This is a genomic window from Gordonia sp. 34D (assembly GCF_056682775.1).
The window spans coordinates 2,805,980-2,824,058 of record NZ_CM155293.1; the positions used below are offsets into that span (position 1 = coordinate 2,805,980).

The following is an 18,079-nucleotide window of genomic DNA, read 5'->3' on the forward strand; positions in this document are numbered from 1 at the left end:
CGCCGCAACGTTGCAACGTGACTGCAACCACTCCCCTCCTACTCTGTGATTCACCTCACCGAACGAAGTGAATCCATTCCAAGGAGTGCAGAAACATGACCGTCTTCGCAAAGCCCGGTACCGACGGCTCGATCATGAGCTACCAGTCCCGCTACGACAACTGGATCGGCGGCCAATGGGTCGCGCCGGTGAAGGGCCAGTACTTCGAAAACCCCTCACCCATCGACGGTAAGACCTTCTGTGAAGTCGCCCGCTCGACTGCAGAAGACATCGACTTGGCCCTTGACGCTGCGCACGCTGCTGCTCCGGCCTGGGGCAAGACCTCGGTCGCTGAGCGCGCCGCCGTCTTGAACAAGATCGCCGACCGCATGGAGGCGAACCTCGAGAAGATCGCCGTGGCCGAGTGCTGGGAGAACGGCAAGGCTGTTCGCGAAACCCTCGCCGCCGACATCCCGCTCGCGATCGACCACTTCCGCTACTTCGCCGGCGCCATCCGCGCTCAGGAGGGCGGCATCTCCGAAATCGACCAGGACACGGTGGCCTACCACTTCCACGAGCCCCTCGGCGTCGTCGGCCAGATTATCCCCTGGAACTTCCCGATCTTGATGGCCACCTGGAAGCTGGCACCGGCCCTCGCCGCGGGCAACGCGATCGTCATGAAGCCTGCCGAGCAGACCCCGGCGTCGATCCTCTACCTCATGAGCCTCATCGGCGACCTCCTCCCCGACGGCGTCCTCAACGTCGTCAACGGCTTCGGCGTGGAGGCGGGCAAGCCGCTCGCTTCGAGCAACCGCATCCGCAAGATCGCGTTCACCGGTGAAACCACCACCGGCCGCCTGATCATGCAGTACGCGTCCGAGAACCTGATTCCGGTCACCCTCGAACTCGGCGGCAAGAGCCCCAACGTGTTTTTCGAAGACGTCATGTCCAGCGACGATGGCTTCCTCGACCGCGCACTCGAAGGTTTCTCGATGTTCGCGCTCAACCAGGGCGAGGTCTGCACCTGCCCGAGCCGCGCACTCGTCCAGGACAGCATCTACGACGACTTCTTGGAGCGCGCGGTGGCCCGCGTCAAGGCGATCAAGCAGGGCAACCCGCTCGACACCGAAACCATGATGGGCGCCCAGGCTTCGAGCGACCAGTGGGAGAAGATCAAGTCGTACCTGGAGATCGGCAAGCAAGAAGGTGCCAAGGTCCTCACCGGTGGCGAGCCCGCTGACCTCGGCGGCGACCTCGCAGGCGGCTTCTACATCCAGCCGACCGTCTTCGGCGGCAAGAACGACATGCGCATCTTCCAGGAAGAGATCTTCGGACCCGTCCTGGCTGTCACGTCGTTCACCGACTACGACGACGCGCTGCACATCGCCAACGACACCCTCTACGGTTTGGGCGCTGGCGTCTGGAGCCGTAACGGTGCCGTCGCCTACCGCGCGGGCCGGGACATTCAGGCCGGCCGCGTGTGGACCAACACCTACCACGACTACCCGGCCCACGCCGCGTTCGGTGGTTACAAGCAGTCGGGCGTCGGTCGCGAGAACCACCTGATGATGCTCAGCCACTACCAGCAGACCAAGAACCTGCTCGTGGGCTACGCCCAGAGCGCCAAGGGCTTCTTCTAAGCCGGTGTGTACAAATGACTGAACCTGCAACCGTCGAACGCGTGGTTGCCAACGACTCCGCCGTGGAGCTCTTGACTAAGCTTTCGGAGCTCCACGGCGGTCTCATGATCCATCAGTCCGGCGGATGCTGTGATGGCTCCGCCCCGATGTGTTACCCCTCCGGCGAATACCGGATTGGACAGCGCGACGTCTTGCTTGGAGAGGTCGAACTGCCCGTTCCGCTCCCGCCGGTGCGGGTGTGGATCAACGGTGATCAGTTTCAGCTGTGGAAGCACACCCAGCTGATCCTGGATGTAGTCCCCGGCCGGGGTGCCGGTTTTTCACTCGAAGCCCCCGAGGGAGTTCGCTTCCTCACGCGGTCGCGGGTCTTCACGGACGAAGAGATTACGGAGCTCGAGTCGAACCCCCCGAGGACTGGAGCCGACTTCGACGTCTAGACGCGCACATAGAAGAACGACGCTGCCCGCTGGGCAGCGTCGTTCTTCTATGTGGGGCGCTCTACTTGGGGAGGGAGCGGGCTTCTGCGGCGTCCTAGCGGACCAGGAGGATGCCACCGAGGGCGATGCCTGCGACGAGGACCGTGGTGGCCGCCGCCTGGACGAAGGGTCGCCATCCGACGTTGCGCATCACTGCCAGCTTGACGCCGAGGCCCAGTGCCGACATGGCGACGGTCAGGAAGATGACCTGCAGTTGGTGGCCGATCGAGATCACCAACTCGGGCAGAGCACCGGTGGAGCGCAGCAGCGCGAAAGCGATGAAGCCGACGACGAACAGCGGGACGATCGGGGGACGCTTGCCCGAGCTACCGGTGAGACGACGCTGACGAATACTCAGGAAGGTGACGACCGGGGCCAGCATCATGACGCGGGCCAGCTTCACGACGACGGCGACCGTAAGCGCACCGCCACCAATCATGCCGCCCGCCGCAACCACCTGGGCGACTTCGTGGATTGACCCACCGGCCCACAGCCCGGCCATTTCCTGAGAGAGTCCCATCGCGCTCGCCAGCAACGGAATCAGCGGAATCATCAGGGTGCCGAAGATGACGACCGTGCCGATTGCGGTGGCCGTATCTTCATCTTCTGCCTCAATGACGCCGTCGACGGCAGCGACTGCGGCAGCACCGCAGATCGACATGCCGCAGGCGATCAGGAGTCGACGGGCCAGCGGGATCCCGAGAGCCTGGCCGATGAAGAGACCGCCAATGATGCCGCCGACGACGATGGCCACCACCACCAGGATCATGCCGAACCCGAGGCCCAGCACGTCACCGAGGACAAGTTGCAAACCGAGGAGCGCAACACCGAGGCGGAGGAGGGTCTTAGCCGCGAAGGTGAGGCCGGGACCGACGGACGACGGCAGGCGCACCGTGTTGGCAACGATCGCACCAATCACGATGGCCAGCAGGAGCGGGCTCACTGCGGGCAGTAGGAAGTTGATACCGGTGGCGGCGAGCGCAACGCTGCCGCACACCAGCAACCCGGGCACGAGGGCCTTGATCTTGGAGGTGCCGTTGGGCCGCGGAGCTGCAGGGGTCTGCTCTTCTGGGGTGGCGGGGGGGTTCAGCTGCTGCGTCATGTATCAACCATCGCCGCTGGCCTGCGGTACCGGAACCCAGACTCTTGGCATATTCCCATATCAAATGTGCATACGGTGGTACGGTCCAGCAGTGGACTTACGATCGCTCGACCTAGGAGCACTGGAGTTGCTAGTCGGGGTCGACGATCACGGCAGCCTTAGTGCCGCTGCCCGGGCGCTCAACGTGGCGCAGCCAAACGCGTCGCGCGCCGTGAGCCGCCTCGAACGACAGCTCGGTGTCCGCCTGCTCGACAGGCTCGTCACCGGTTCACGTCTCACCACCGACGGGACGGTCGTCGCACATTGGGCACGACGGACCGTCGAAGATGCGCGCGCCCTGCTCGACGTTGCGGCAGGCCTGCACGGCGAAACCGCCGCCGAAATCACCGTCGACGCGTCGATGACGGTAGCCGAGCATTTGATGCCGCAGTGGTTGGGAACGTTTCGCGTGGAACATCCGGAAACAACCGTTCACCTGCGTGTTCGCAACTCCACCGAGGTCTTCGAATCGGTCTCAGCCGGAGCCTGCGATGTGGGATTTGTCGAAGCACCGTCGATCCCCCGTGGACTGCACAGCGCCCTGGTCGGTCTCGATCGGCTCGTCCTGGTGGTGGCCCCCGACCACAAGTGGGCTCGTCGACCGGGCCCCATCTCGATTCGGGAACTCGCGGCCACTCCCCTCCTCGTTCGCGAATCCGGGTCCGGCACCCGCACCACCCTGGAGCTGGCGCTGACCAACTACCCCAGCGTTGATCCGATCCTGGAGCTCGGCAGCAGCGCATCGATCAGAACCGCGGTTGCCGGTGGGGTCGGGCCAGCCGTCCTCAGCACCCTCGCCGTTGAAGATTCGACCCGTAGCGGCGACCTGCGCGTCATCGAAGTGGACGGCCTGGACCTGTCACGACAGTTGCGCGCCGTGTGGCGTCCGCCGCGAACTCTGCAGGGGCCCGCAGCCGAATTGGTGACGATCGCTTTGCGGTCGGCACAGTTGCCGTGAACCCGGGCCAGCCGGAACAGCCCGGCTACGACGCACTCGCCGGACTGTATGCGCAGACGTTTCCCGACCCATTTCAGACGGCGCTAGAACGACGAGCCGTCGACGCCTTCGCCGACATGGTTATCGAGGCGGCGGATTCCGCTGCGGCGGTCGAAGGCACGGCCGCGGTAGTCGACGTCGGCTGCGGGACAGGCGAGACCGCTGCGTATCTCGCCTGCCGGGGTTTGGTTGTCCGTGGCGTGGAGCCGAGCGCCGGCATGCTCGCCATCGCCCGAGCCAACCACCCCCACCTGAACCTGACACCTGGAGACGCACAACTGGAAGACGTCGACCTGTCGTCGGTCCGCGGCATCATTGCCCGGCACAGCCTGATTCACGTGCCGCCACCAGAAGTCCGGACTGTGCTCGCCGATTGGCACGCGCGCCTACCCGCTGGGGCCGTGGTACTGCTTTCCGCGCAGTCGTCGGACGAGGCAGGCGTCCACGAGTTCGATCACCTCGTCGCGCAGGCTTGGCGGTGGCATCCAGATGCCCTGGCGGAGTCCGTGTCCGGTGCGGGCTTCGACGAGGTGTGGCGCACCGTGAGCCGGATCGACGCAGACCATCGCTTCCCCGAAGTGCACCTGGCGGCGCGCGTTAGTAGCCCGCACCCGGCGTAACGACGGCAAGCAGATCTTGGCCCGCCTCGAAGCGCCGAATGTTCTCCGCGAGGAACGGCGCCATCTCGGCGGTGAGGCCCGACGTCGGGTTCGCCACGTGCGGCGTGATGATGACATTCGGCAACGACCACAGCGGGTCGTCGGCGGCGGGCGGTTCGGGGTCGGTGACGTCGAGTGCCGCACCAGCGATGACTCCGCTCGTCAATGCTCGATGCAGTGCAGCTTGATCGATCAGCGGCCCACGCGCCACATTCACCACCCACGAGTGCGGCCGCAACTTGGCGAGTGTGCGGTCATTGATCAGGTGATGCGTTTCCGGCGTATCCGGTGCGGCGAGAACCACGTGGTCGACGCGCTCCCACACGTCGTCGAGGAGGCTGGCCGGCAGTGTTTCATCGGCGCCCGGCAGTTCTCGGCCGCTGCGATTCACCGCGATTACGGTGGCACCACACGCCTTGAGGAGCGGCGTCAGTTGCCGACCGATGCCACCGGCGCCGACGATCGCCACCCTCGCGCCACGCAATGTGCGCACTGCGGGATCGATCCGGTCTTTAACCCAATGATCCAGAACGGCCGTGTTGATTTGCCGCAATCCCGCCAGCAGGAGCGCGATGGCATGCTCGGCAACACCCGCCGCATAGAAGCCCGACGCATTGGTCCAGATTCGACGATCGTCGAGAAGCCCCGCAGCCACATACGATTCGATTCCCGCATAGCTCAACGCGACCCACTTAATGGCGTCGGGGAGCTCCGGAAAACCATCCGGTCCAGCGATCCAGACCAACGCTTCGGCGTCGTCGAGTGCAACCACCTCACTACCTGTTCCCACCACCGCATCCACTAGTGGCTGGTCCCGCACGGGCTCGATCGCAATCTTCACTGGCGCCTCCTCGTTCCGCTCCCCACGGTAGTCGTGGGCTGGCTTTCGGCTCCGGCACTTAAGGTCTGTCGTCCGTTCAGGGGCACCGGGACCGCAATGAAAGACTGGCCCTGCCGCTGCCGCCCGCGTGAAAGAGCGATCTCATGGATGTCACCGAAATTGCTGAATACCAGGTGCTTGGCCCCCTTGGGGAGGGCGGCATGGGACAGGTTTTCCTCGTCGAACATCCGCGCCTCCCACGCCGGGATGCACTGAAGCTTCTCGACGCCGGGGTCTCAAGGAACGAAGACTTCAAGAACCGTTTCCACCGCGAGGCAGATGTCCTCGCCCAGCTTTCACATCCAAACATCGTCACCCTGCACGACCGTGGCGAGTACGACGGTCGCCTGTGGATCACCATGGAATACGTCAACGGCACCGATGGCGGCAGGCTGCTCGAATCGGCGGGCCCGCTCCCCGTTGACCTCGCGGTCCAACTGGTCGCTGGCGCTGGCTCCGCACTCGACTACGCGTGGCGCAAACAACAGATCACCCACCGCGATGTGAAGCCCGCGAATATCCTGGTCGCCCTTGACGATGCCGACGATGAGATGACCGTCGAGTCGGTGAAACTCGCGGACTTCGGGATCGCGAAGGCCGCCGGGGAGGCCACCTCACTGACATCGACCGGCATCACCGTCGGAACGATGGCGTACATCAGTCCGGAGGCCATTGAAGGGCACGTTCTCGACAACCGTTCGGACATCTACTCGCTGGGTTGCACGGCATTCCACCTGATCACCGGGCAGGCACCGTTTGCCGGTCGGACGATGGCGTCACTCATGTCCGCCCACCTCAATCACCCGGCACCGGCGGTCACCGAGATCAACCCGGAGCTTCCGTCCGCGCTGAACCCGGTATTCGCCAAGGTCCTCGCCAAAAACCCCGACGACAGATTCCAGACGTGCGCCGAGTTTGTCGCCGCACTCGACGACGCAACTCGGGGCATTGCGCCAACGCTGGCCAGCCCGGCGTTCGCACCGACCATGACTGCGCCGACGATGGCTCGAAATACTGCGGCAACGACGGAACGCCCCAATACCCGGCGGTGGCTTCTCGCTGGAGTCGTTGTCGCCGCCATTGCCGCACTCGGTGCCATCGGCGCCGCTGGCTACGTGTACACCCAGTCCGACAATTCGACGCCCGCAGCGCTGGCACCGTCAACCAGTTCCCCGGCGACCACGACTGCACCCCCAACCATTACGACCACCACGACGACCGTCGTCGAAGCGCCCGTGCAGACACCCGAGGAGCCGGTAGTCGTAGAGACACCCGTCGCACCGGAACCGGTGGAGGGACAACCGTGTGGGGTGGAGCAGTTTGGCGAGCAGTCGTCTGACGGGACGCTCTACTGCAGCGCCATGAATGGCGCTTGGTCGGATCGGACGCATCAGGACCGGCCCGCGGTCAGCCGCGGCCAGAGTTGCAGCGAGCCCGGCGCCCGTGCGCGCATCGCCCAAACTGATGCGGTTGCTACTTGCAGCACCGGCCCCGACGGGGCCCTCAGCTGGAATCTGCAGTAGCGGGAGCCACTTACCGACGGCGCTTCCGGGCCGCGGATTTGCCGTAGTTTTTGCCGGGAACCTTGCCTGCGGCTTCGCGATTGGCCTTCTTCGCCGCGGCCTTTTCCTTCGCCGAACGCTTGGGGGCGGGGGCCTGACCGCGAGATGAGTTGGCGCTACGGCCGCGGACCAAACCAGCGAACTGTTCGGCCAACTCGGAGGTCGGCGACGACCACACCAGCCCAACCCGACTCGTCGGCGCATCAAGTAGCGGACGGAAATCCAAATCACGGCGATGATGCAGGCGGGCCAACGACTGCGGAACCACCAGCAAACCCGTTCCCGCCGCAACCAGTTCGACAGCATCGGCCGTCGTCTCCGGACGATGATCGACGACAGTCCCCGGCACGTCATCCCAGCCAAGTACGTCGTCGAGCGGCACCAGAATCTGCTCGTCAGCAAGCTGATCCGACGTCAGTTCATCGGCGACCGTCAGATAGTGATCGTTCGGCAAAACCACAACCGTGGTCTCTTCATACAGTTCAATGAGGTGGTGGGGGCCGGGGTCGACGGCGTCGATCGCCTGCGGAATCCGGGTAACGACCGCATCGACGCCCCCGTCGCGGAGCAGGCCAGCGCTCTCGGCGACGCTGCACGGGATCAGTTGCAGCGGCACATCGTGGAAACGCTCCCGCCACTTGCGAACCCACTTGGCGGGAGTCGCGCCGGGCACGTAAGCGAGACGAAAGCGGTGCGAATGCGCACTGTCGGCCGGGTCGGTGATCACCGGCCCAGGCTACCGGCTGGCACGACCAGCAAAAGCCAACAACCGCTCACCTGGCGTCGCGTCTTCCGCGACAGGCAGTTCCGGCCCCACCGCACCGAACGCGCGGAACTCCTCGATCACCGTCGATCCGGTACCGAGCAGAAACTCGACGAGGTCGGCGGGCGGATCCCATGCGTCACCGTTGGCATCGGCGAGATCCTTGCTGTGCAGGACCAGTTCGAGCACGCGGATCTGCATCAGCGCTTCCCCGCTGCGTTCACCGAGCCGGTAGTCGACCGGCGCTGAGAGATCTGCATTTGCCGCAGCCTCCCGCATCAGGTGCTCCTGTGACCAGAAGCTGCCGACCGCGTCGTCCCCGATGTAGTCGAGGCCGCGAGTGGTCGCGGTGTCGTCAGAGGTGCCGCCGCGCAACAGAATGGCTGTTCGGTCAGCACCGCCGGCCACATGATCGACCAGTTCGCGGACCGTCCACTCGCCGCAACCGCTGGCCCGATCGAAATTGTCGCGTTCGACGTGCCCCAGCACGCTCACCCACAGCGATTCGGCGGCCCCGAGTAGTTCGTCGTCGGAGAGTGCCGAGACGACCTCGTCGGCGGATCGCAGTTGGACGCCGATCAGCTCGAAATCGGCCAGTCGTTCAGGCGTCGTTTGCGATGTCGCATCGGTGATCAGCACCGTGCGGTAGTCGAGTTCGGATGCATCGAAAAGGGTCGCGCGCGGACAGTTGGGCAGGTTTGCCCCGGCCACCACCACGGTCGACACGCCCAGGTCGCCGAGCAACGAATCGAGCGGGGTTCGGAAGAACGCCGACCACCGCGGTTTGTACAGCACGTACTCGGCGTCACCGATCTGTTGAAAGGCACCGAAGCGCAGGGACTCCCAATCAAATTCGATGGGGCCCGGAAGTAGCTCGGGAACAATCTCCGCTCCGGGCGTCCCGGGCACCACCATCGCTGCACCGCCTTCAACCGCGGAGCGTCGCAACAGGTCGACGTCGCTCTCGCCCGGCGAGTACGACCGCACGACGTGAATTATCGGGCGACCGAGGCGACGAAACTCGGCCGCCGCGACAGCCATGGCGGGGACGGCGACGTCGGTCCCGGGAATGGCCGCGGGCCCGGAGACAAAGTCGCGCTGCACATCGATAATCACCAGCGCGGCATTGGCCCAATCGGGCGCCAGGTAATTGGCCATGTGAATGATCGTTGCACAGTGCGAGCCCGCCGTCAGCCGCGATTATTCACCGGTGCGCAGCGGAATGTTCTGGAGACGAAGTTGTCCGCGTGCCAACTCTTTGCCGGTGGCGTCGTCGGTGATGGTGACGACCCATAACTGCTGGGTGCGGCCCTGAATGATGGGCTCGGCCACCACGATCGCCCGAGTCCCGGTGGACGACCGCAGAAAGTCGGTGGAGTTGTTGAGGCCCACCGCAAACTGGCCGCGATCGGCGACGGCGGCGCTGCCACCGATGCTGCCGGCACTCTCGACGAGGGTGGCGTAGAGGCCTCCGTGGACCACGCCGAACGGCGTGTGATGGCGCTCGTCGAGGTCAACGTATCCGGCGACCCGACTCCCGCTCGCTTCGGTAACGACGAGGCCTGAGGCCTCCATGAAGGCGCTCGTCGGACCTGGCATTTGCACTACTTCGGTCATGATCTCTCCTACGTTTAGTTCCAGCATCGATCTAGCTTCTGATTTAAAAGTTAGATATGCTAGGTCTGGCTGTCAATAGCAAAGCCAGCTGGACTTTTCTGTCACATTCGACACGAACGCACCGACGTTTCCGTCACCGATCGCGGCGTGTCGTGACGGATCGGCTGAATCGTGACAGAAATGGGGAAGACTTTAGGCATGGACTGGCTCGACTTCGACACCGGCAACTGCTCCGTTCAGCGCACCCTCGACGTCATCGGCGATCGGTGGAGCGCCCTGGTGTTGCGCGAGATCTTCAACGGTGTCCGCCGCTTCGACCAGATCAAAGAACACACCGGCATCTCCGACTCCGTCCTCTCTGACCGACTCAGAAAACTACAGGCGAATGGGGTCGTCGCCGCCAGGGAGTACCAGGATCCAGGTGCCCGAAAACGCAAGGAGTACCGCCTCACCGAGGCCGGCCTCGACCTTCAGCCGGTGATGATCTCAATGCTTCGTTGGGGCGACAAGTACCGAGCCGACCCGACGGGCCCCTCACTCTTGGCCACGCATCGCGACTGCGGTGCCCCGGTCCACGCCGCAATCATCTGCGACGACGGCCACCCGGTCGCACAACGGGACGTCCGCGCCGAGCCTGGACCGGGCGCACGCAGGCGCGAACGCGAAACTTAGTCGCCCTCGCCCAGATGCGGTGGCGCCTTCCGATACCGCGGCGGCGTCACGGAGAACGTAATCGGATTCGCCACGGTCCGGACCGGCCCCTCGCGTCGTGGGTCGTTGATCTCGGCTATCGGGGCCAGGCCCAGTCGGTCCGCAAGCGTGAACGCTTCCCGAATGTCGTTGACGGGCCCACACGGCACGCCGACGGCGGACAGTCGACGGAACCAGCCTTCCGCGGTGTCGGCAGCAAGCAGAGGTGCCAACTCCTTGCCGAGCACATCGCGATTAGCGACGCGTTCGGTGTTGGTGGCAAAGCGCGGATCCGACGCCAATTCGACCGCTCCCAGTTCCTGCACCAGCGAGGCGAATTGCCGATCGTTGCCCACCGCGAGAGCCAGCGAGCGATCCGCGGTCGCGACCAACTCGTACGGCGCGATGCTGGGATGCCGATTGCCCATGGCCCGCGGCACCACATCGGCACCGACAAACCCAGAAGCCTGGTTGGCCAGCGCGGACAACAGCGACGACAGCAGGTTCACTTCGACGCGTTGCCCCTGACCGGTGGTGTCGCGGTGCCGCAGCGCAGACAAGATCCCGATGGCCGCATGCAGGCCGGTCACGATGTCGACTAGCGCCACCCCAACCTTGGTCGGCTCATCCGGCGACGGACCCGTAATGCTCATCAGCCCACCGACAGCCTGAACCAGCAGGTCGTAGCCCGGGAGGTCGTTCTGCCCGCCGAAGCCGGTAATCGAGCAGTAGACGACACCAGGGTTGGCCTCGGCTACCTCCGCGTATCCCAGCCCGAGTCGATCCATGGTTCCGGGCAGAAAATTCTCAACCACCACATCAGCCCGAGCCGCAAGAGCACGCGCCTGCGCCAAGTCATCGGGGTTCCGCAGATCGAGGGCCACCGACTCCTTGTTGCGATTGGCCGCCTGGAAGTAGGTCGCCTGCCCATCGGCGAACGGCGGACCCCACGAGCGGGTGTCGTCGCCGGCACCGGGACGTTCAATTTTGACGACCTCGGCCCCCAGGTCGGCCAGGAGCATCGTTGCGTAGGGGCCAGCCAGCACGCGCCCGAAGTCGGCGATTACCAGCCCGTCGAGGGCACCGGCGGAGGCTGATTCTGAGCTGGTCACCGGAACGCCGCTTCGCCAGTCAGCGCCCGACCGATGGTCAGCTGGTGCACCTCGGAGGTGCCCTCATAGGTCAGGACTGATTCCAGGTTGTTGGCATGGCGGATCACCGGGTATTCGAGGGTGATGCCGTTGGCACCCAAAATGGTGCGGCACTCGCGGGCGATCTTGATGGCCTCGCGGCAGTTGTTGAGCTTACCGAGGCTGACCTGCGCGGGCTCCACTTCGCCTGCATCCTTGAGGCGTCCAAGCTGGTATGCCAACAGGTGGCCCTTGCCGACTTCGAGGGCCATATCGGCGAGCTTGGCCTGGGTCAGCTGGTACGCGGCGAGCGGCTTGTCGAAGACCAGACGGGTGGATGCGTAGTCGACGGCCGTTTCGAGGCAGTCACGCGCAGCGCCGATGGCACCGAAGATGATGCCGAACCGTGCCTCATTGAGGCAGCTCAGCGGGCCACGGAGGCCGGCGGCCTTCGGGAGCATCGCCGATTCCGGCAGACGCACGTCTTCCAGGACCAGCTCCGAGGTGACCGAGGCGCGCAGTGACATCTTGGCGCGAATCTCCGGAGCCGAGAACCCAGGAGTGTCCGTCGGAACGACGAACCCGCGGATGCCGCGGGCACCTTCTTCAAGGTCTGTGTTGGCCCAGACGACGGCCACGTCGGCCACCGAACCGTTGGTGATCCACATCTTGGCACCGTTGAGGACCCAGTCGGAGCCGTCGCGGACCGCGCGAGTGCGCATGCCACCCGGGTCCGAACCGAAGTCGGGTTCGGTGAGACCGAAGCAGCCGATGGCGTCGCCTGCCGCCATCCGCGGCAACCACTCCTGCTTCTGCTCTTCGCTGCCCCAGTGGTGGATCGCGAACATCGCCAGCGAGCCCTGAACCGAAACCAGCGATCGGATACCCGAGTCAATGGCCTCCAGTTCCAAGCACGCCAGGCCGTACGAGACGGCGCTCATGCCCGCACATCCGTAACCGTCGAGGTGCATACCGAGCACGCCGAGACCGCCGAGTTCCTTGGCAAGCTCCTTTGCCGGGATGCGAGCTTCCTCGAACCATTCGGCGACGTGGGGGCGGATCTTCTCCGCACCAAACTTGCGGACGGTGTCGCGGATCTGGCGCTCCTCATCGGACAGCAAGGTGTCGAGGGCAAAGAGGTCGGTGACGGTACGGGTGTCAGACATGGCGGGTTTCCTGTCGGAAGGCAATGGGACTCACGATGGTCAATCGGCAGGCGCACGATCGATGAGGTTCAGACATTTGAACCGGCTGCAATGCATTGCGCAATCGATTGCATCGTGTTGGGATGAGAGTAACCAAAGTCACCACGCCCCGTCAATCCCTCACGCGGGGCACAAACCAGCAGCGATACAGTGGGCATCGACGCCCGAGAGGTCATGCCCGTATGACCGCCCACCGCAGAAGGATTCCGCTCGTGTCCGAAGACGATTCCGGCCGCCGTGACCGACGCCGCGCGCCCACCCTGCGTGAAGTCGCCGAACGCGCGGGCGTCCATGTCTCGACGGTCTCCCGCGTTCTCCGCGAGACCGAACCGCCAGACGGGTGGTCACCAACGGCACTCCGGGTCCGCGAGGTAGCCGACGAGCTCGGTTACGCCCCAAATCCGTGGGCCGCCAGCCTCCGCACCCGGCGCACGGACACGATCGGCGTGGTGATGCCGCGTCTGACCGACACCGTGGTCGCGACAATGTTTGAAGGAATCGAGTACGCGGCAACCGAACTCGGCTACTCGGTTCTGCTGTCGAGCCCACCGGATACCGTTGCGGCTCAGCAGCGTTCGATCGAGTTCTTGCGCAGCCGACAGGTCGACGGTCTCCTGCTGACGAGCCTGCACCAGGGTGCCGACGAGTTCCTCGATTCCCTGCGACTGCAGAACACCCGAGTGCTCCTCATGAACCGTCACGCTGGCAGTCGTCTGCCCGCCATCACCGGCGATGACCACGCTGGTGGGCGCCTGGCCGCCGAACATCTGCTGGCACTCGGCCACCGGGAGATCGGCGTTATCGGTGGACCGCAGCACGCCACGACCGCCACCGACCGTGTCGCAGGCTTTGTTGAGGTCCTGTCCGAGGTTGGTATCTCATTGCCTCCGGACCGGATTGTGCCTTCCGGATTCGAAGTCGACGGAGGCCTTGTCGGCGCGCGGGCTCTGCTCGACCGCCCCGATCCGGTGACCGCCGTGTTTGCGGTGAACGACACCGCCGCCATCGGTGCACTCGGCGTTGCCCGAGATCTGGGTCTGCGCGTTCCCGAGGACCTTTCGCTCGTGGGGTACAACGACATCTCCGTGGTTGCGCAGTTGCCCGCGGCCCTGACAACGGTCCGCACCCCGGCGCATCTCATGGGCCAGACGGCGGTCCGACGCCTGATCGATCTCATCGAGGGCAAGTCCGTCGTCTCCGAGCGACTGCCCGTGGACCTTGTGGTGCGTGCTTCGACGGCACCACCGCGCGTGGTCGGCCTGCGGCGATGACCGGAGCACGACGCAATCCGCGGCCGCCGACGATGAAGGAGATCGCCGAGCGGACGGGAGTGCACACCTCAACGGTCTCGCGCGTGTTGCGGCAAACCGAACCCGTCGATGGCTGGTCGGAATCGGCGCTGCGGATTCACGAGGTGGCCGCTGAACTCGGCTATCGCCCCAATCCGTGGGCCGCGAGCCTGCGCACCAGGCGCACCACCACGATCGGCGCGGTCATGCCGCGGCTCACCGATGGGGTGGTCGCGACGATCTACCAGGGCGTCGAGCAAGCCGCACGCGAATCCGGCTACTCCCTGCTGCTGAGCAGCCCGCCCGATGACCCCGCCGAGCAGCGCGCTGCGATCGACTTGCTCGCGGGTCGGCAGGTGGACGGGCTTCTCTTGAGCAGCTTGCACAGCCCCGCGAGCGAATTTGTCGCCGACCTGGGGCTTTCCGTCCCCACGGTGGCCGTCAATCGACATGCCGATTCCGGCCTTCCGTATGCGGGCGGCGACGACCACCACGGCGGGCTGCTCGCCGGTCGGCATCTGCTTGCCTGCGGGTATCGCAAGCTGGCTGTCGTGGGCGGACCACACCACGCAACCACCAGCCGGGACCGGATCCGCGGCTTTGTCGACGCACTGACCGAGGCCGGGATAGCGCTGCCCAACGACTACATCAAGCACGGTCCGTTTGACGTGACCGGTGGCATCGCCGCGGCCACCGCACTTTTCGACGCGATCGATCCGCCCGACGCCATCTTTGCCGTCAGCGACTCGATCGCGATCGGCATCCTTGGCGTCGCCCGCGACCGCGGACTGGCTATTCCCGAACAGTTGGGCGTGATCGGGTACAACGACATTCCATTCGCCGCCCAGCTACCAGTACCGCTGAGCACAGTCGTGACCCCGGCGCACGATATCGGTGCGGCCGGGGTCCGACTGTTGCTGGAATTTATCGCCGATCCGGACACGGTGCCCGCCGACATTGTGCTTCCGGTGGAGTTGGTCGCCCGGGGCTCCACCCGAGCGCTGGCGGCGTTGATCTAGTCCAAATTGGCGACCCAGCCAGCTGGGGTGGCCGGTCAGGGCATCACATCGCCTGAGTTTGGCCCGAGGACCTGACCGACATACAGATTTCCACCGGGTTCGGAAGCCAGTAGCACCGCGGTGGGTGCCACTTCGTCGACTGTCCCGAACCGCCGCAACGGCAGCTCGGCCTGTTTGGCCTCTCGCCATTCCTTCGTGATCCCCGCCAGAAGCGGGGTCTCAACGGGTCCCGGCGCGATCGCGTTCACCAGGACACCCAGCGGAGCCATTTCCCTGGCAAGCGCTTTGGTCAGGCCAATGACCCCGGCCTTCGCCGCGCTGTAGTGGACCAGCGACTCGCCGCCCTTGATGCCCAACTGGCTGGCGATGTTGATGATCCGCCCCGACCCCTGAGCCACCATGTGTGGGGCAGCCCAACGACAGCACAGGAAAACGCTCGTGAGGTCCACCGAAATCATTTGGTCCCACAGCGCCGGCTCCATCTCCAGCAGCGGCGCTTCGGTCAGCAGACCTGCGCCGTTGACGAGGATGTCGAGTCGCCCGAAATCGGCGACGGCACCGTCGATCATGGCCTTCGTCGCATCCGAATCGGTGACGTCGACCGATACTGCCTGCACCCGCACCCCATATTCGGCGCACCGATCCCGGACCGGGGCGAGGGCCGATTCGTTGAGGTCGGCAAGGACCACATGGGCGCCTGCCTGGGCATATGCCTCCGCAATCGCCGCACCGATCCCACCGCCTGCACCGGTGACGAGGGCGATCTTGTCTTTTAGCATCATGGTCGTTCCCTTCTGTGGAGTCTTGATCATTCCGGCCAACGGACGGTGAGTCCGCCGTCGACGATGAGTTGTTGCCCCGTCAGATAGACGGAGTCGTCACCGGTTAGGAAGCGGATCACCCTAGCGACATCGTCGGCACGACCGACGCGACCGGCGGGAATCGATGCGGCCGCAGCGGCCAGCCCCTCCGGCCCGAGTGAGTTGACCGCATCCAGCGACTGCGGGGTCTCGATCAATCCTGGAATCACCGCATTCACTCGGATACCGCGCGGAGCCAGTTCGGTTGCCAGCGATCGGCACAGTCCAGCCTGTCCCGACTTCGCCGCGGCGTAGTGCGCGTGCTCGTCCCAGCCGTAGACACCGCCCGCGATGGATGAGATCGCGACCATTGCACCGCCATCCGGCATCCGCGCCGCCGCCGCCCGAAACAGTCGCACCACGCCGGTGAGGTCAACGTCGAGCATGTCCGCCCAAGCTTGGTCGGTCATTTCTGTCAGCGCATTGCGGCGGAGGATTCCGGCAGCCGCGACTGCGATGTCGAGGCGACCGAAACGATCCAACGCGGTTTGCGCGAGTTGGTCGACTTGCTCAGTACTGCGGACGTCGACGGGCACGGGCACCGCCGTTCGACCTTCGGCCGCGACCGCATCGATGGTCTCGGTGACATCGTGTGCGTCGCCCGGGTAGTAGCCGACGACGGAGTCGGCTCCGGCCCGGGCATAAGCCACGGCAAGGGCCCGCCCGATTCCGCTAGCGCCGCCGGTGATGACGGCGACTTTCCCGGCGAGCCCATCGTCGCGCGTCGGTTCACTGGTGCTCATGACAACCTCCTGAGGTGGAATGATTCGTGGTCACTGTTCGGGGTTCCGGGCACCGAGCATCAAGATCCCGGAGATGAAGATGCCCAGCGCTCCGGCCACGAAGGCGGCCGTGGTGACGGCATATCCGGCGGAGATGACGGCGGTCAGGACGGCACTGCCGACGATCGCGCCGAGCGGCCCCATGACGTGCGCGGTGTTGGAGCCGATTCCGCGGACTCGTGCGGGGAACGATTCGCCCATGTAAAAGACCATGGCGGCGTAGGGGCCCAGCAGGAAGAACAGGCCGATGGCGTACATGGTGATCACAAAGCCAGCGGAGTTCGGACCAAACAGCATTCCGCTCATGGCGAGGCCACCCAGCGTCCAGCCGATCATGATGGTGCTGCGTCGCCCAATTTGGTCGCCAAGCCAGCCGTGGAACAGGTAGCCGAGGAAGCCAGCACCGTTGGCGAGGATCAAGATCACCAGTGCATTGGAGAACGAAACGCCCTTGCCGTCGGTGAGGATCGTAGTGCCCAAGACGGAGAACACCTGGATACCCATCCAGTTCAGCAACCACGCACCCGACAGGCAGAGCGTGTGGCGACGCAGTTCCGGCTCGAAGAGCTGGCGCAGACCCGACTCGTCATCGCGGCTGACGTCGAGGTCGTAGAGTTCGGCCAGTTGCTGCGCCTCGGCCTGACGGCCTTCCTTGCGCAGTTCGCGGCTGCGCCGCAGCGCGACGAACGACGGGGATTCGTAGAGGCGGCGGCCCAGAATGATGATGGCGATGGCCGGGAAGGTGGCAATGAGGAACACGAATCGCCAGCTGACGATGGGCAAGAGGACCGCGGCAAACGCCGAAGCCATCAGCGCGCCGACGGGCCAGCCACTCTGCACCAGGCTGTAGCGGAAACCGCGCTTGGCTTCCTTGCCGTACATCTCGTTGAGGTAGACGCCGTTGACGACTTCCTCGGAGTATCCCAGTCCGGACAGCGAGCGAACCCCAATGAGGGAGAGCGCACCGACCACACCGGCGGTGAGGCCCGAAGCGAGGGCTGCACCAGCCGTCGTGATGATCAGGGCTGGCTTGCGGCCGTATCGATCTAGCAGCGGTCCCACTGCCAGGGCCACCACAAACGTTCCGGCGGTGACCCAGGTGGCGATCGCGGTCGCATGCGACGCCGACCAGCCGAACTCGTCAGCGATCTTGGGTAGCAGGGTTCCGAACAGTACAAAGTCGTATACCGAGAACACCCAGGCGAGGAAACACACGATCGACGTCGTGCGGATTACTCGCGGACTGATGGTCGGCGGGCCGGCAAAGAGGAGTTCGTCGGACGGTCGCTGATTTCGTGGCCAAACGTGATCAATATCCGGCGGCGTCTCGGCGACGGGTTCGGTGATGGACATGGGGATTCCTTTTAACGGGCCCAGATTTGGGCAGGAG

Annotated in this window: 18 protein-coding genes and 1 pseudogene; 8 read left to right on the plus strand and 11 right to left on the minus strand. The window is 65.0% G+C overall.

The window, feature by feature from the left end:
• The first annotated feature begins 95 nt into the window (after positions 1 to 95).
• Complete coding sequence (gene exaC, locus AC1L34_RS13115) at positions 96 to 1,619, plus strand: acetaldehyde dehydrogenase ExaC (RefSeq protein WP_424294375.1); 1,524 nt, start codon at positions 96 to 98, stop codon at positions 1,617 to 1,619.
• A gap of 14 nt (positions 1,620 to 1,633) precedes the next feature.
• Positions 1,634 to 2,056 carry a DUF779 domain-containing protein gene (locus AC1L34_RS13120; RefSeq protein WP_424325407.1) on the plus strand — a complete coding sequence of 141 codons (423 nt, stop codon included), beginning with the start codon at positions 1,634 to 1,636 and terminating at the stop codon, positions 2,054 to 2,056.
• Between the two features lie 94 nt (positions 2,057 to 2,150).
• On the opposite strand, the gene AC1L34_RS13125 is transcribed toward AC1L34_RS13120, so the two are convergent.
• Complete coding sequence (locus tag AC1L34_RS13125) at positions 2,151 to 3,197, minus strand: YeiH family protein (protein WP_424324281.1); 1,047 nt, start codon at positions 3,195 to 3,197, stop codon at positions 2,151 to 2,153.
• 91 nt (positions 3,198 to 3,288) lie between these two features.
• Between AC1L34_RS13125 and AC1L34_RS13130 the strand changes: the two genes are divergently transcribed.
• Both AC1L34_RS13130 and AC1L34_RS13135 read left to right on the plus strand, forming a co-directional pair.
• The gene (locus AC1L34_RS13130) at positions 3,289 to 4,194 is read left to right on the plus strand and encodes a LysR family transcriptional regulator (RefSeq protein ID WP_424324282.1); all 906 of its coding nucleotides are present in this window, start codon (positions 3,289 to 3,291) and stop codon (positions 4,192 to 4,194) included.
• A complete protein-coding gene (locus tag AC1L34_RS13135) occupies positions 4,191 to 4,853 on the plus strand; it encodes a class I SAM-dependent methyltransferase (RefSeq protein WP_424293286.1) in 663 nt (220 codons plus the stop codon). Before AC1L34_RS13130 ends, AC1L34_RS13135 begins: the two co-directional genes overlap by 4 nt.
• Here AC1L34_RS13135 and AC1L34_RS13140 read toward each other — a convergent pair.
• Positions 4,831 to 5,733: a D-isomer specific 2-hydroxyacid dehydrogenase family protein gene (locus tag AC1L34_RS13140; protein ID WP_424293287.1), complete on the minus strand. Its 903-nt coding sequence runs from the start codon at positions 5,731 to 5,733 to the stop codon at positions 4,831 to 4,833. The two genes, AC1L34_RS13135 and AC1L34_RS13140, sit on opposite strands and share 23 nt — an antisense overlap.
• Positions 5,734 to 5,876: 143 nt before the next feature.
• Between AC1L34_RS13140 and AC1L34_RS13145 the strand changes: the two genes are divergently transcribed.
• Positions 5,877 to 7,295 (plus strand): serine/threonine-protein kinase, encoded by a 1,419-nt coding sequence (locus tag AC1L34_RS13145; protein ID WP_424293288.1) that lies wholly within the window; start codon positions 5,877 to 5,879, stop codon positions 7,293 to 7,295.
• Positions 7,296 to 7,305: 10 nt separating this feature from the next.
• Here AC1L34_RS13145 and AC1L34_RS13150 read toward each other — a convergent pair whose 3' ends face one another.
• From AC1L34_RS13150 to AC1L34_RS13165, 4 genes and pseudogenes are all read right to left on the minus strand, one after another.
• Positions 7,306 to 8,061, minus strand: coding sequence for a LysR substrate-binding domain-containing protein (locus AC1L34_RS13150; RefSeq protein ID WP_424293289.1), 756 nt, complete (start codon positions 8,059 to 8,061; stop codon positions 7,306 to 7,308).
• 9 nt (positions 8,062 to 8,070) lie between these two features.
• Entirely contained in the window at positions 8,071 to 8,592 is a 522-nt protein-coding gene (locus tag AC1L34_RS13155; RefSeq protein WP_480035333.1) for a TIGR03086 family metal-binding protein, read from the minus strand.
• A 24-nt stretch (positions 8,593 to 8,616) separates the two neighbouring features.
• Positions 8,617 to 9,255: pseudogene (locus AC1L34_RS13160) on the minus strand (cysteine hydrolase family protein); the annotation flags it as partial.
• Between the two features lie 42 nt (positions 9,256 to 9,297).
• Complete coding sequence (locus tag AC1L34_RS13165; RefSeq protein WP_424293290.1) at positions 9,298 to 9,714, minus strand: PaaI family thioesterase; 417 nt, start codon at positions 9,712 to 9,714, stop codon at positions 9,298 to 9,300.
• A gap of 198 nt (positions 9,715 to 9,912) precedes the next feature.
• Here AC1L34_RS13165 and AC1L34_RS13170 point away from each other — a divergent pair, with 198 nt between their 5' ends.
• Entirely contained in the window at positions 9,913 to 10,386 is a 474-nt protein-coding gene (locus tag AC1L34_RS13170; RefSeq protein WP_424293308.1) for a winged helix-turn-helix transcriptional regulator, read from the plus strand.
• Here AC1L34_RS13170 and AC1L34_RS13175 read toward each other — a convergent pair.
• Positions 10,383 to 11,516 carry a CaiB/BaiF CoA transferase family protein gene (locus AC1L34_RS13175; RefSeq protein ID WP_424293291.1) on the minus strand — a complete coding sequence of 378 codons (1,134 nt, stop codon included), beginning with the start codon at positions 11,514 to 11,516 and terminating at the stop codon, positions 10,383 to 10,385. The two genes, AC1L34_RS13170 and AC1L34_RS13175, sit on opposite strands and share 4 nt — an antisense overlap.
• The gene (locus AC1L34_RS13180; RefSeq protein ID WP_424293292.1) at positions 11,513 to 12,700 is read right to left on the minus strand and encodes an acyl-CoA dehydrogenase family protein; all 1,188 of its coding nucleotides are present in this window, start codon (positions 12,698 to 12,700) and stop codon (positions 11,513 to 11,515) included. The genes AC1L34_RS13175 and AC1L34_RS13180 overlap by 4 nt, the downstream gene beginning before the upstream one ends.
• A gap of 251 nt (positions 12,701 to 12,951) precedes the next feature.
• Here AC1L34_RS13180 and AC1L34_RS13185 point away from each other — a divergent pair, with 251 nt between their 5' ends.
• Together AC1L34_RS13185 and AC1L34_RS13190 are read left to right on the plus strand one after the other, a co-directional pair.
• On the plus strand, positions 12,952 to 14,010 hold the full coding sequence (locus AC1L34_RS13185) for a LacI family DNA-binding transcriptional regulator (RefSeq protein ID WP_424293293.1): 1,059 nt from the start codon (positions 12,952 to 12,954) through the stop codon (positions 14,008 to 14,010).
• On the plus strand, positions 14,007 to 15,047 hold the full coding sequence (locus tag AC1L34_RS13190; RefSeq protein ID WP_424293294.1) for a LacI family DNA-binding transcriptional regulator: 1,041 nt from the start codon (positions 14,007 to 14,009) through the stop codon (positions 15,045 to 15,047). Before AC1L34_RS13185 ends, AC1L34_RS13190 begins: the two co-directional genes overlap by 4 nt.
• A 35-nt stretch (positions 15,048 to 15,082) precedes the next feature.
• Here AC1L34_RS13190 and AC1L34_RS13195 read toward each other — a convergent pair whose 3' ends face one another.
• Genes AC1L34_RS13195 through AC1L34_RS13205 form a run of 3 tightly spaced genes read right to left on the minus strand, consistent with a single transcriptional unit; the run spans position 15,083 to position 18,042 of the window.
• The gene (locus tag AC1L34_RS13195) at positions 15,083 to 15,829 is read right to left on the minus strand and encodes an SDR family NAD(P)-dependent oxidoreductase (RefSeq protein WP_424293295.1); all 747 of its coding nucleotides are present in this window, start codon (positions 15,827 to 15,829) and stop codon (positions 15,083 to 15,085) included.
• Positions 15,830 to 15,855: 26 nt separating this feature from the next.
• Positions 15,856 to 16,650 (minus strand): SDR family NAD(P)-dependent oxidoreductase, encoded by a 795-nt coding sequence (locus AC1L34_RS13200; RefSeq protein ID WP_424293296.1) that lies wholly within the window; start codon positions 16,648 to 16,650, stop codon positions 15,856 to 15,858.
• A 30-nt stretch (positions 16,651 to 16,680) separates the two neighbouring features.
• Entirely contained in the window at positions 16,681 to 18,042 is a 1,362-nt protein-coding gene (locus tag AC1L34_RS13205; protein ID WP_424293297.1) for an MFS transporter, read from the minus strand.
• Between the last annotated feature and the right edge of the window lie 37 nt (positions 18,043 to 18,079).

Bases quoted from the DNA above. Each gene is read 5' to 3' on its own strand.
- exaC (WP_424294375.1), top strand. From the start codon at position 96: ATGACCGTCTTCGCAAAGCCCGGTACCGACGGCTCGATCATGAGCTAC.
- AC1L34_RS13120 (WP_424325407.1), top strand. From the start codon at position 1,634: ATGACTGAACCTGCAACCGTCGAACGCGTGGTTGCCAACGACTCCGCC.
- AC1L34_RS13125 (WP_424324281.1), bottom strand. From the start codon at position 3,197: ATGACGCAGCAGCTGAACCCCCCCGCCACCCCAGAAGAGCAGACCCCT.
- AC1L34_RS13145 (WP_424293288.1), top strand. From the start codon at position 5,877: ATGGATGTCACCGAAATTGCTGAATACCAGGTGCTTGGCCCCCTTGGG.
- AC1L34_RS13165 (WP_424293290.1), bottom strand. From the start codon at position 9,714: ATGACCGAAGTAGTGCAAATGCCAGGTCCGACGAGCGCCTTCATGGAG.
- AC1L34_RS13170 (WP_424293308.1), top strand. From the start codon at position 9,913: ATGGACTGGCTCGACTTCGACACCGGCAACTGCTCCGTTCAGCGCACC.
- AC1L34_RS13180 (WP_424293292.1), bottom strand. From the start codon at position 12,700: ATGTCTGACACCCGTACCGTCACCGACCTCTTTGCCCTCGACACCTTG.
- AC1L34_RS13190 (WP_424293294.1), top strand. From the start codon at position 14,007: ATGACCGGAGCACGACGCAATCCGCGGCCGCCGACGATGAAGGAGATC.
- AC1L34_RS13195 (WP_424293295.1), bottom strand. From the start codon at position 15,829: ATGATGCTAAAAGACAAGATCGCCCTCGTCACCGGTGCAGGCGGTGGG.
- AC1L34_RS13200 (WP_424293296.1), bottom strand. From the start codon at position 16,650: ATGAGCACCAGTGAACCGACGCGCGACGATGGGCTCGCCGGGAAAGTC.
- AC1L34_RS13205 (WP_424293297.1), bottom strand. From the start codon at position 18,042: ATGTCCATCACCGAACCCGTCGCCGAGACGCCGCCGGATATTGATCAC.